Origin of the sequence: Fibrobacter sp., from assembly GCA_012523595.1 — a bacterium.
GTDB lineage: Bacteria > Fibrobacterota > Chitinivibrionia > Chitinivibrionales > Chitinispirillaceae > JAAYIG01.
The window spans coordinates 1-13,078 of sequence record JAAYIG010000136.1 but is presented as its reverse complement, the minus strand read 5'-3'; the positions used below and the strand labels follow the sequence as shown (position 1 = coordinate 13,078).

The 13,078-nt window shown below is 44.4% G+C and carries 10 protein-coding genes; 6 read left to right on the top strand and 4 right to left on the bottom strand.

From position 1 onward, the window contains the following. Positions 1-593 precede the first annotated feature (593 nt). The 4 genes from GX089_09125 to GX089_09110 all read left to right on the top strand — a co-directional run bounded on the left by GX089_09125 (position 594) and on the right by GX089_09110 (position 6,203). The gene (locus tag GX089_09125; protein ID NLP02642.1) at positions 594-2,450 is read left to right on the top strand and encodes a PAS domain S-box protein; all 1,857 of its coding nucleotides are present in this window, start codon (positions 594-596) and stop codon (positions 2,448-2,450) included. Positions 2,451-2,648: 198 nt separating this feature from the next. Beyond that, positions 2,649-4,697, top strand: coding sequence for a family 43 glycosylhydrolase (locus tag GX089_09120; GenBank protein ID NLP02641.1), 2,049 nt, complete (start codon positions 2,649-2,651; stop codon positions 4,695-4,697). 105 nt (positions 4,698-4,802) lie between these two features. Then, complete coding sequence (locus GX089_09115) at positions 4,803-5,402, top strand: DUF4389 domain-containing protein (protein ID NLP02640.1); 600 nt, start codon at positions 4,803-4,805, stop codon at positions 5,400-5,402. A 258-nt stretch (positions 5,403-5,660) separates the two neighbouring features. After that, entirely contained in the window at positions 5,661-6,203 is a 543-nt protein-coding gene (locus GX089_09110; GenBank protein NLP02639.1) for a hypothetical protein, read from the top strand. Positions 6,204-6,288: 85 nt separating this feature from the next. On the opposite strand, the gene GX089_09105 is transcribed toward GX089_09110, so the two are convergent. The 3 genes from GX089_09105 to GX089_09095 all read right to left on the bottom strand — a co-directional run bounded on the left by GX089_09105 (position 6,289) and on the right by GX089_09095 (position 10,249). Further along, positions 6,289-6,726: a hypothetical protein gene (locus GX089_09105; GenBank protein NLP02638.1), complete on the bottom strand. Its 438-nt coding sequence runs from the start codon at positions 6,724-6,726 to the stop codon at positions 6,289-6,291. Positions 6,727-7,073: 347 nt separating this feature from the next. Continuing rightward, positions 7,074-7,967, bottom strand: coding sequence for a HEAT repeat domain-containing protein (locus tag GX089_09100; GenBank protein ID NLP02637.1), 894 nt, complete (start codon positions 7,965-7,967; stop codon positions 7,074-7,076). 323 nt (positions 7,968-8,290) lie between these two features. Continuing rightward, the gene (locus GX089_09095; GenBank protein ID NLP02636.1) at positions 8,291-10,249 is read right to left on the bottom strand and encodes a cellulase family glycosylhydrolase; all 1,959 of its coding nucleotides are present in this window, start codon (positions 10,247-10,249) and stop codon (positions 8,291-8,293) included. 233 nt (positions 10,250-10,482) lie between these two features. Between GX089_09095 and GX089_09090 the strand changes: the two genes are divergently transcribed. Then, a complete protein-coding gene (locus GX089_09090; GenBank protein NLP02635.1) occupies positions 10,483-11,307 on the top strand; it encodes a TIGR02147 family protein in 825 nt (274 codons plus the stop codon). Then, positions 11,304-12,557 carry a hypothetical protein gene (locus tag GX089_09085; protein NLP02634.1) on the top strand — a complete coding sequence of 418 codons (1,254 nt, stop codon included), beginning with the start codon at positions 11,304-11,306 and terminating at the stop codon, positions 12,555-12,557. The genes GX089_09090 and GX089_09085 overlap by 4 nt, the downstream gene beginning before the upstream one ends. Before the next feature lie 312 nt (positions 12,558-12,869). On the opposite strand, the gene GX089_09080 is transcribed toward GX089_09085, so the two are convergent. Continuing rightward, on the bottom strand, positions 12,870-13,078 hold a 209-nt coding region (locus GX089_09080), incomplete at its 5' end, for a hypothetical protein (protein ID NLP02633.1).

The following is a 13,078-nucleotide window of genomic DNA, read 5'->3' as shown; positions in this document are numbered from 1 at the left end:
CCCATGGGGGAAGGGTTCCAATTATTGGAAACACTATTGCAATTACATAAACTATACAGTTATATTATTTGTAGCATTAAATACACCTGCACTATATACCAGTTTACACAAAAAATTCCGCACACCCTAAGTATATTTCAAATTTCCAGCTATTTCTCCTCAAAATCGCTCCCAAAAAGTTTCTTTTAGCTCGCATTAATAAACATTTTTCACAAATAAACAAGAGTATCACTGTAGATTTAAGTGTCGGAATCAATAGTGATACCATAGAATTCATTCCGCATGACAAAACCCGATACTCTAAGAATCTCTGCGAATATAATAAAGGTTGTGCTTTTTCTCTCTGTGAGCAAAGATGCAATAAAAATGTTACCCTTAAGGAATTACGCTGTGCTTTACATAACGGTTCAGACTCCTGCATATATGAACTTACCTGGGATCCTCAATTACCGCTTATTGAAAAGCTGAAATCATGGTTTATATTCAGGATCGGTTCACAGAAGCAGATTCTCTCTCATATCGAAGCTGCCCATCAGAGATTACAGTCACAGTATGCTCAGATCAAGTCTTTACAGGAGTTTTATTCCCATATAATGTCAAATATGTGGGAGTCGGTGATATGGTGTGATGAAAGGGGTATAATCAGGTTTACAAATCCCGGTTTTCTGCGTTTCACCGGGCTTGAGCAGGACTCTGTATTGAACTGTAACCTTACCGATTTTATCCGACCCAGCAACAAAAACTACAACAACTTTTTTCAGGATTGCAGGAAAAACCCCTTCAAGCCGATACAAATTGAGATAGAATGCCGGAGGAATGGTTTACTGAAACGAATCGGAGAGGCGAATATCGCTTTTGTCGCAAGTGACAACAGAGATGCGGGCTTCCTTATAGTTATACGTGATATAACAGAAGCAAAAGAAGTTGAAAAGCAGCTTTATCTTGCCCAGAGCCGTTACCGCTCTCTCTACGAGAACTCTCCTGCTCTTATTGTGGGTCTGGATGTCACCGGTAACATAATCTACGCCAATCCCTCGATGGTGAGGCAGACAGGGTACAGTGAAGATGAGCTTAAAGCAATGAGCCTCCGGGATCTGATCGCACCTGGTACAAACCTCGATCTAAGCAGTATTCTAACGGAAAGGGTGGACTCGTATCCGAGGCTTCAGGAGGTGCATTTCAAGACAAAGGATAACCAGTGGAAAGCTGTGGCATTAAACACCTATCCGCTTTTCGATTCTGACGGGCAGATAGCCGGACTGGCTGGAATAGGAGTGGATATCACCGAGACAAAGCGTTTGAACGAGCAGATAACAAAAGCCCAGCGGATGGAGCTTCTGGGCCAGCTTGCCGGCGGGCTGGCACACGATTTCACCAATATTCTCAGCCTCATCAGCGGTTACAGCAATCTGATCACAAGAAAAAGCACTGATGAAAAAAGCAGAAAAATGGGTGAGACAATACTCAATGCCAGCAACAGAGCATACGATCTGATTAAAAAACTGGTCTCATTCAGCAAAGGCAACACTGAAATAACATTCATCAGAATCAATCTAAATGAAATAGCTGATGAAGTTAAGGGGCTTGTAACCGGTTACGCTACAAGCTCAGTCAATGTAGTATTTGATATTCCCGAAGAGCAGTTTTTCATCATGGGTGATTCAGGCAGCATTCACCAGTGCCTGCTGAACCTGTGCACAAATGCCAGTGATGCTTTAAAGGAGAAAAACACTTCCAATGGCGCTATTATTGTGCGACTGAGCAGGGTTGAGGAAAAGGAACTGGTAAAAATTGAAGTAGAAGACAATGCCACAGGTATCCCTCCGCAAATGCTGGAAAAGATATTTGATCCATTCTTCACTACCAAAAAAGAAAAAGGCGGGACAGGAATGGGGCTTTCGGTTGTCTACGGTATTGTCAAATCACATAAAGGAACTATTACCGTTGACTCCAGGCCGGGTGAAGGGACCACATTCATAATCGAACTGCCGCTTTTATCTGCCCAATCTGGTTTGGATGCGGGATTTTCCGGATTTGGCTCCATTGTCATTATCGATGATGATCCGACAATGCGCGGCTTCTGCATGGAAGTGCTCCGGTACAACAGGTACAATACAGTTGAATTCTCTAATGCCAGTTCAGCGCTTGAATGGCTCTCCTCCAATGCAGACAAGGCCTGGTTTATTCTTACTGATATCTGCATGCCTGATATGCTTCCGCCTCTCTTTACAAAACAGGTTCAGCAGATAAACAGACGCCTGAAAATTGTATGGATGAGCGGGTATCCGGTTCCGGATAATTTAAAAGATGTTATCTGTGATGAATGGTTTATAAAAAAGCCGTTTACACCCTACGGGTTTATGGAGTTCATCAAAAAACTCGAATCCCGTAATCTACAGTCCTCTCCGGAAATAATATTGTCCGGAACTCCTATGGAACAGCAAGTCTGAAAAAATTCCTGAGTTTTTCTGATTATAGTTTTTGTGCCTGTAATTACCGAGGTGCTTATACGGTACCTGATGTGGACAGTGCCTTTGCCTAACTCTGCGGTTCTCCTCCAAAGGAGAGGAAAACCCTTGTTAAGATAAGCTTTTTCCGGGATATTCTATTATCTTATTACCAGGTCAGAATCCTTAAAGGAGATTCCGATGAGGCCTGATAAAATACCCCATCTGCTGCCTCTTTTATTATTGTGCTCCGCCATTTTTAACATCATTTCAGCCCGAACAGAGATGATCCAGCCAGGTGGAGACTGGCGTGATACTGAAGGAAAACTGATTGTCGCTACTGAGGGCGGAATAATACAGGTTGATGGTCTGTACTATCTCTGGGGAATGGATCGTTCAAACAACAATTACACATTTGAGGGGGTGAATCTTTACTCCTCATCTGATCTGAAAAACTGGACTTTTGTAAATCGTATTCTGGACCGTACCTCTCATCAGGATCTGGATGGCGGAGCTGTAATCGAGCGTGCTAAAATCCTGCACAATGTCAAAACCGGTCAGTTTGTCATGTGGATGCATTTTGAGGGGCACAATGCATACAAGACTGCAGAGGTGGCCTATGCGGTAAGTAACAGTATTGGAGGCAATTATCAGTTCAAATCGCATTTCCGTCCGATGGGAATTGACAGCAGAGATATAAATGTCTATCAGGATGACGATGGCAAGGCATATCTTATCTGTACAACAGAGGGTAATCAGAGTGTAAGCCTTTTTGAGCTGGATGAAGCCTATACAGGGATAGTAAGAGAGGTGTATCGTGGTTCTGCATCAAATGATATGGAGTGTGAAGGGCATGCGATTATAAAAACCGGAGGCTATTATTTCTGGTTGATGTCCTGGTGCACAGGGTGGGATTTCAACGATAACCACTATTTTTACGCACCATCACTTGGAGGGCCCTGGAAAGCGGGCGGGAATATCGCTACCAGTACGACCCACACTTATGAATCCCAGGTCGGTTTTGCTGTTACTGTGAGAGGGAGTGCAGTTACCTCTTTTCTTTATACAGGAGACAGGTGGGCGGTTTCCAATTTCAGTATGTCCCGTGTGGTACTGCTTCCCATCGAGGTGAACGGCACATCTCTGTCTGTCAGGTGGAATGATCAGTGGGATATAGATGTGCAGACAGGCGAGTGGCATGCCGGAAGCAGGAATTTTATAAATGGCGTTTATAAGATCACGGCAAAACACTCCGGGATGGTATTGGGTACAAACGGGTCGGCAGTGCAGCAGCAAAAATATACCGGAGCGGCGAGTCAACTGTGGCGTATCCAGAATATCGGTGCCTCACATTTCAGAATTTCTTCTGTTGCAAGTGGAAAGGTGATGGATATATCCGGGGCATCGAGGGAGGAAGGGGCAAAGCTTCTGCAGTATGACTGGGCGGATGCCTATAACCAGAAGTGGCATGTTCTGGATTGCGGTGGGGGATATCACCGCCTGATAAATATAAACACACTGGGGAAAGCACTGGAGATACAGAATGAGTCCCGATCGGAGGGGGCTGATGCGGTGCTGTGCAGTTTTTCCTACAAGGACAACCAGATGTTCCGCCTGGAACTGGTTGACGGAAACCTGGTATCAGGTTCCACATATATGATTGAAAACAGGGGAACAGGGAAAGCTATCGGTGTTACTGCAGGTGGGGATGTTGCTCTGGGAACGGCTGTTAAAGCTGCGGATCAGGTCTGGAGAGCGGAGGATCTGTTCAACGGGTATTTTACATTTACAATAAATGAGGGGAGCCATGCACTTGACAATACCAGTTCATCAGAGAACGGAACGCAAATCAGGTGCAGAACTATTGACAGGTGTTTCGCGCAGCAATGGCAGCCTGTGCACATGACGGGGGGATTTTATAAAATGGTCAACCGTCTTAGCGGTAAAGTCCTTGATAACAAAGACGGGTCGTCCATTGATGGAAACCCGATCATCCAGTATTCAGATTATGCATCGGATAATTATAACCAGCAGTGGAAGTTTGTACCTGCTGAGGCGGTAGGTGTCAACAGGGCTATGAGGAAATCGGAATGGAGACAGTCTGAGGTGATAATTTACGACCTGCGTGGGAGAGTTGCAGGCAAGGGGTTGAAAAAACCTGTTAACAGAGGAGGATTTGTACCTGGAGTGTATCTTGTTGAGCTTGAAAAGGGTAAAAAGATCCTGGGCTGCCGTGTTTTTATGAAATAAAGAAAATTTTCCAAAAATCACGGATCAGGATTTTTAATTGTGATTAAATTAAATTGTACTGTTATCTGTCACTGTAAATAAACCAGACACAAAGGAAGATAAAAGATGGAAAACGAGTATCCATACGCAGATATCTCGATTGAGTATCCGCAAAGAACCGATCGGCTGACGGCATTCTTCAGGTTTTTTCTGGCTCTTCCTGTTCTGATTCTCTACGGGTTATTGACGGGAGTATATGTGGGAAAATGCGGACTGGCTGGTGGTGGATTTCTTTTTCTGCCGGTGTTGCTGGTTATTTTGTTCAGAAAAAAATATCCCAGAGTGTGGTTTGACTGGATTTATTATCTTTCAAAATTCATGGCGAGAGTGGGTTCTTATCTCTTTCTGCTCCGGGATGAGTATCCGTCTATTGAGGATGAGCAGTTTGTAAAACTGACACTGAGATATCCTGATGCGGAATCGGAACTGCACAGGGGAATGCCCCTTGTAAAGTGGTTTCTGGCTATTCCTCATTATGTGGTTCTGCTTTTTCTCTATATGGCGGTTGTTATTGTGACATTGATAGCCTGGTTTGCCATTCTGTTTACCGGGAAATATCCCAGGGGGATGCATGAGTTTACGGTGGATGTATTCAGGTGGACACTGCGGGTGAATGCATACGCTTTTCTTTTGCTGACAGACAAATATCCGCCTTTCCGGCTGTAAGACGGTACTTATTCCACTGATTGTGAAGAAAGGAAGAACCGTTGCCTCAAGTTTTGCAATGAATACTACTTTCGTCCTGAAGATTGAAATCAGCGGTTTAACTTTCAGGTTCTATATCGATGTTTCAGAGGAGAAGTAACCGATGATGCGAATCCTTCTGGAAAAGTCGGTTATGCACATTCCCCAGACTGGAATGCCTATGTCAATTTTGACAACATCACCTGGACAGATGCTGCTTCACAGAACTGGACTCTCTCCGTGACGACGAATGGGAACGGAACAGTCGAACCGAGTTCCGGCACTTATGAAGCTGGAGAATCAGTGGTATTGACAGCCACACCAGCGGAAGGTTACAGATTTGATCGTTGGGAGGGTGATTTAACCGGAAGTGAGAATCCGGCTACAATTGTCATGCAAAGTAATAGAAATGTGATTGCTGTCTTTGTCAGGATTCCAAAGCCAAACAGAGAGAAAATTGCAATTACTGCCAGACTTTTTGACTCTGAAGGTGCACCGGTTGGAAATACAGAGCCTGTTATGCTCGATGTAACAGTAAAGCTGTTCGACGCTGCTTCTGAAGGGAACCTTCTTTATACAGAGACTTTCCTTACTGCTGATGCCCAGGCAATTGCAGTAGAGCGCGGATACTTTACTGCCCGTCTGGGTGAAGGCACAACATTAGAGGATCTTGCATCAGTAATAACCGGGAATCAAAATCTCTGGGCAGAGATTCAGATAGGTACTGATATACTTCAGAGAGTGCCGCTTACCGGTGCGGCTTATGCTATATCGAATCGATAAGATATTCATAAAGTGGCGTGTGGAAAAACACGCCACTTTTTAAAGCTTATACCCAATTGTGATCTCTGAAAAGGGATTTTCAATTTTACCTGCGGGTTTGTTTTTTAAGAGAAATGTTTCCAGTCCCGTAAACAGTCATATCACTGCATTCCGCTGTTGCCTTGATATTTACAAGCAGGTTGAATGGTATATTTACAAAGTGAACACGTGCGATACCTTTGGCATCGGTCCTGAAACAGGCTCTCAGAACTGAATCATCTTCATCTGTTTCCATGGTCTTTCCTGCAGGGTAGCACTGAAAAGTCCCGGCGTTTGCCTCAAAAGAGATCTCAATACCCTCGATGGGCTTTTTGTTACCATCAACCATGGAAACCTCAACAATTGCCGATCCCACCTCTGCGTCAAGATTGGGATTTTCCCCTATGACTTTCAGTTTGAGGTAGCATGCTGACTGAGAGGGAATATCATCGGCAAATGTAACGGTCTGAAAAAGCAGAAAAGCAGCGAGCAGGATGTATTTCATAGGGCCTCCTTTTCTGTAAATATAATGCATGAAACTATAATGCACTGGTACTTCCTGTTTATCAGCAGTTATACCCTGTGTTGAACATCCGCTGAGCAGTAAAATAACTTGACCGCTTAATATGTCCTTTTGAAAGTGGCATGGTCCGGAAGCCTTATGGTAAAGCAGGCTAGATATATTGCCCTCTGTATCGCAGTATTTTGGCAGAATGATATAGATGTTTTTTAGAAAAAAGTAAGGCTGTACTGAAAGCTTTAAAACAGGAAATAGACCTTTTAGAGATTATGGCAGAGCAGTAATTTTCTATCCTTTAGGATTTAAGACTTGGAAATCCTTTATTTATTCGGCTAATTCTCCGGCAAAAACACCTCCTTCGGCAGCGCCATATACTTCAGGTATCCAATCGAACGAGGAGTATTCAATGTTTTCAGGGCCTTTAATGCATTAGATCTCAACATACTGCTTTCTGCTAAAAGGTAAGATGCGGATATATCTTCAAAGTCAGGTTTGCTCAGCTTTATCTGGGTCACTACCCACAGTGCCGATGCTCTCATGAATTCATCTTTATCTTTCAGCATCTCCATGAGATCCTGTTCTATACCGGTATATCCCAGGTTGTAAAGAGCTTTGAGAGTGTTTCCGCGGATACGGTTGACCGGGTCTTTACGAAAACGAAGTAGAATCGGGATCAGTCGTTTGTTCCCGGTAATCTCAAGAGCCTCGATTGTGTTGGCTCGGACCCTCTTATCGTTGTCGCTCAGCAGGGAGAGGAGAATGTCATGATCGTTCTGGGCGGTGATTTTTCCAAGAATGATTATTGCGGTGGCGCGAATTTTTTCATCGATATCGTGTATCAATTTGACAAGAATAGATTTGATTCTGGGATTATTCTCAAGAAGGCCCAGTATCTGAACGGCTCTGAGTCGCCGCCTTTCGTTCTCACAGAATATATCTTTACCGAGCTCATCAACTACTGGAGAGTCCAGAGATTGCAATATTTTCCCCAGCTTCTGCCTGACATTTATACCAAGATCATTAAAGCAGGCTATAAGGTTTTCCCTGATCAACTGCATGATAGATTCCGAGGTGGCCTTCTTCAGAGAACCGCTAGTGCATTTCAGAAGAACCAGCATGGATGATAAATCCGACAAGGTTCCCTCAGAACCAAGTACCTGAAGACTTTGTGTTACCGTTGAATCGTCCGGGGAAAAGAGATTTTTATGTGCAGATTCTATATCCATACGCTGATCTACAACCTTGATTTATTAAGATTGGATTCCTTGATTTAAAAAAGTTTAATAAAAGGCAATTTGATACCGAGACCGATACCGACCTCGATAAGACACTACTGATATCATATCATACATTCAGATAAATGCAAATTCCTTATTGGCTGGGTTCAGGCATTTATGGAAGAAAGGTAGTCTGCCCTGTTTTCCACATCTGGGATCGAGAAAAAGTAAAATGATAGTCTGTCCCATGGCCTGTCTGGAAAAAAAGACCCCGCAACAAGGGGGGATTGTTGCAGGGTCTGTGCGCTGATATGATTGTTAAAGAAGCGCTATCATCTGAGGATATTCACCACCCGTGTGCAGAACTGCATGTCGGGATTGGAAAAACGGATGAAAAACGCTCCAGAGGAGAGATTGGATGTATTGAAACTCAGGTTGTGTGATCCGGCATTGTATCTACCAGGATTCAATCTTGCTACACACTTTCCGGAAATGTCAAGCAGCTCAAATGTGCCGTTTATGTTTGACGCTGTGGTGATTGTAAATTTCCCGCTTCCTCTGGAGAGAACCGTGATGGGCTTTACTGCCCATGCCCGTTTAGCTGCTATGCCTCTTTCGATACTGCTTCCGCCTAGCGTTTTTATGCTGACATCATCCAGGTAGAGATTTCCGGCAAAAGTCCCTAAATCAAAGACGATTCTGGAATTGCGGTCATCAGCGAGACTCATCGTAAATTCGAATGAGAATGAATCCATCTCTGTGCCTACGGTAAATGTTTTGTATCCGGAATATGTAGTCCATGGCTCTTCGTTTAATCCGATATTTGTCTGTAAATCATAGGGTTCTGAGGCTCTGGCTTTGAATGAAACCAGGTAAGTTTTTCCCTGAGAGATATCAATTCCGACGAATTTGATCTGTCCTTTCCATCCCTCGTCACCATCTTTAGTCATTGTGATGGCAGCCTCGCCGTTTATTACAGAGAAGGTTCCTTCTGCTCCTTCTCCAGCCCAGAACTCCCATCCCTCTTCACCTGCGGAAAAATCACCGTTTGCGACCAGTTCAGCTCCAACTGAGGGACCGTTGTTTGTGAAAGCAGCCGTTATGTTAAGATTTTCGGTTACTGTGATGCTAAGGGGGTTCTCTGATCCTTCGGCACTTCCGCTCCAGTTTAAAAACTCGTTGTTCTCATCGGGGACTGCCGTAAGGGTGATTACTGTTCCCGAATCGACAATAGCCTTATTTGGGGAAATGGTGACAATTCCCCGTCCTGAGGGGATAACAGAAACGCTGAACCTTGTTGCACTGCTTCCTTCACACGCACCATCTACTATTGACTTTGGCCTTACGGAGGTGTTTTTGATGCTGTTGGGGTCAGTTACCGCCACTTCAAGGCCCCAGTCGCGGAGTGTTTCAAATTTGCTGTCTTCTGTCATGTCCATCGATGGACAGTCACTGTTGCCGGGTCCCCATGACCAGGCAAGCCACCCTATCCCGTTTTTCTGGCACTCCTCCATAATGAGTTTGTAGTTAATAACACCGGTACAGGCAGCGGCTGTATTTCCGAATTCTCCCACAATCAATGGCAGGTTCATCTGCACCGATTGAGCGATTTCGTCCTTGATCATCTGATCGCTGTAACCCCATTCCGGAATCCACCACATGTGAACAGAGAAGAGAAGGTTGTGGTCAGGATCAGCGGTGATAAGCTCTGGTCCTACCGCCTGCAGGATATCTATGTCTTTTCCCCACCCCGCACCATCGATTACCAGTGGTACATGTATTCCTGCTGTGCGCATCCTGGTAACTGCCTCTGTGTATCCGGACTTGAAATCGTTATTTGAGACCTGGTTTCCGCACTCGTTTGCAATGTTGACCAGAAGATACTCTTCATGTTTCTGAATAACACTGACGACTTCGGGCTTGACCCACCAATCAACCATTGCTGAGAGCTTACTCCACTCCCCTGTTGCATCGTGCAGCTCTACCATGGGAATCATCTGGTTTGCATAACAGGCAGCTATGGCCTTATCGAACTTATCAACATCACCTGTGGTGACCCAGACTATTCTGACGCAGTTAGCTCCGGTTTTGGCAATTTCAGGGAAACTGGTTCCATTTATATCTGTCCAGACTATCATCTTGTTAATGCCCCGGAGTACAACCTCTTCTCCACAGCGGTCAAAAAGCTGCCTGCCTACTACCCTGAAACCGGGAAGCTGTCCGAAAACGGCAGAAAAAGAGGTCAAAAGAACACATAAGAAGAGGAATCTTTTTGCATTTACAAACCCCATAGGACAGCTCCTTGTGTTTTTAGATGAATTTTTATACCGATCGATTACCTGCTGATTATAGATAATGTAACTTAAAAATAATGGAAAGTTTGTTTTTCAATAACATTTTGTGGTCTATATTGTCCACAGTTTTTATTTTTTCAGGTATAAAAGTTAAGGTAATTCAGGTATTATTAAAGTAACGAGGCGACCTGGAAAGTGAGAGATTTTGTCCACAGCCGGAGGCATATCAGGTGAAACCTGTTTTTGAATACCTGGACTACAGAGATTTTCTTAAAGATCACTATGATCATAACAAGAAAAACCGTTTCTTCTCCTTTCGTTATATTGCTGCGAAAACAGGTATAGATGCCAGCCTGTATGCAAAGATCTTAAACAAACAGCGACATATAAGTACTGCTAAAGTGGCTGAACTTTGTGACTTTTTAAAACTGAAGAGAACAGAAAAGAAGTATTTTGAACTTCTGGTCCGTTTCAACAGGGCCAAAACGACCGAGGAAACCAGGCTCTATTTTGAAAAAATGCTATCTTTACGGGACTCACCTGCGGTTCTGCTGGAAAAAGATAAATACGATTATTTTCTGAACTGGTATAATGCTGCACTAAGGGATCTGATCAAGATCATACCATTTACGGGAGATTATAAGGACCTTGCCCGTCGTTTATGCCCTGAGATAACTGAAGTACAGACAAAAAAATCGGTACAGCTTCTTGAGAAGCTTGGCTTGATATTCAGAGACAGCGATGGTGTATGGCGATTGACTGATGATTTTATCAGAACCGATGGTAAAATGGCGGCTTTAGCAGTGAGATCTTTTCAGAAAGAGATGTGCCGGCTGGGGATGGAGTCAATTGAAAGGATTCCAAAAGAGCAGCGTGATATTTCAACAATCACTGTAAGCAGTTCTAAAGCCTGTATGGAACTGATCAGGGAAAGACTGGCTGAATTCAGAAGAGAGATTCTGCAGATAATCTCTGAGGATGAGGGTATGGAGGAGGTCTATCAGTTGAACTTCCAGGTCTTCCCGCTTACCTGCAACAAATGGAAAAAAGAATGAATTTGAGATTGCTGATTGTCTTTTTTTCTGTTATCCCTCTGCTCAGTTGCTCTCTCCCGACAGCCGGAGGAAGCGGGACCGAGACTATAAATACCTTTGTCGCCCTGGCATCCGGCGCGCCTGCATCCGGTGCAGTTGTGAAAGTGATCGATGCAGAAGGTTGGATGGACAGTATCTGCAGAGAGGCCAATCCTGTACTTGACAGCGCAGTTGTTGACAGAGGTGGATTTTTATCCCTTAAAGCGAGTCGCTCCCGCATTGTCAATATTCAGATTGACAGGGGCACGGAGGGACGTTTTCTGCGATTTGTCAGCGCAGGACAGTTTGACGGCGATACTCTGTATCTGGACTCCGTATTCACCATGAGCGCGACTGTCAATCCTGCTGAAGCAGAAAATCTCTCGTTCAGGTTGTCCGGAACCACTTATCAATCTTCAGCTCAATCACCGGGCAGGATCACTCTTTCCGGGATACCATCAGGAGCTTACACTCTGATTGCATTAGGAAACCCGACAAACTGGCGTCCATTGATTCTTCGGGGGCTGAACATGAGCTTCCAGTCCAATCTCTCTGATACACTGCAGATCTCATTTGAGAATCTGCTTATCGATGACTTTGAAACGGGAATTGGCCCGACTACTATCAGTAATCTTTTCCGGGGTATAACCTGGTATACCTATTCCGATGCGGGCGCGAAGGGATGGGATGTCGAAAAGAGGATGTGGACTGAGATTTCCGATACGTTTGAGACCCCGGGTAATTCCTCGATAGAAGTTGGTTCTGCCGATGATGGCCGGGGTGGTAAAGCAGCCTTGTTCGAGGTATCTCTTGATCGCTCAATTAACCCACCCTGGGCAGGAGCAGGATTTTACCTTGTCTCCTCAGGGAAAACAGGTGTTGACCTGAGCGAAATGGAATCGATTTCTTTCCGGGCAAGGGGCAGGGGCAATCTTACAATAAGGTTGGAAACAGCAGCTTACGACAGTATTGGTTCCGGGCACTCGCAATTCAGTGCAATCGTAAACCTGACCGATTCCTGGCAGGTGCATACAATTCCGGTCAGTTCACTGTATCTGATCATGCCACTCGATTCATCACAGCAGTTTATCCCCTGGAAGGTCGCTTCTGAATCGGTTAATAAGGTAGAGTTTGAGTTTGCTGCCGGGGACAATCCTGATGACCCCTTAGAACTTTACCTTGATGATATTTATCTCAACGGGGTGACAGCAGATGTCTTTCTGCGGGATTAAATGGTCTTGATTTAGTGAAATCATCTTAACCAGGTTAATCTGTGGTCAGTTGTTGTTAGGGACGGACCATCTTTTCCTTTCCACCAGGGACGGACCATCTTTTTAAAAACAGTTGCAACATGATCTGTTATGACTGCACGACCGTTATGCAATCATCATTGATCGCCATTACTTTAGGGTATTCTCGGGATTAAATTATTCAGTAGACTATTCTCTGCAAGTAGGATATATAAGAACCCCTGCTTTTAATGGATCCTTTATTCACAGACAGGACTTTTGGCTGGATTCTAAAAAGTTTAATTCAATTTGGCCCTATGCAGAGCAGTACTCCTCCACTTCAGGAGCACCTTGCTTCACAAGAACAGCAATTGGAGGAATGGTCGTTTTGAGAAATCTGGCAATGACAGATAAAGGTATGAGCTCCTGCTCATGGGATTGATAGCAGAATTCAGCTCGTGCCTTCGACCGCTTGTCTTTCCTTCCCCGTTTCATCAGTTCTTCAAGGGAAATGCTGTAAGTCT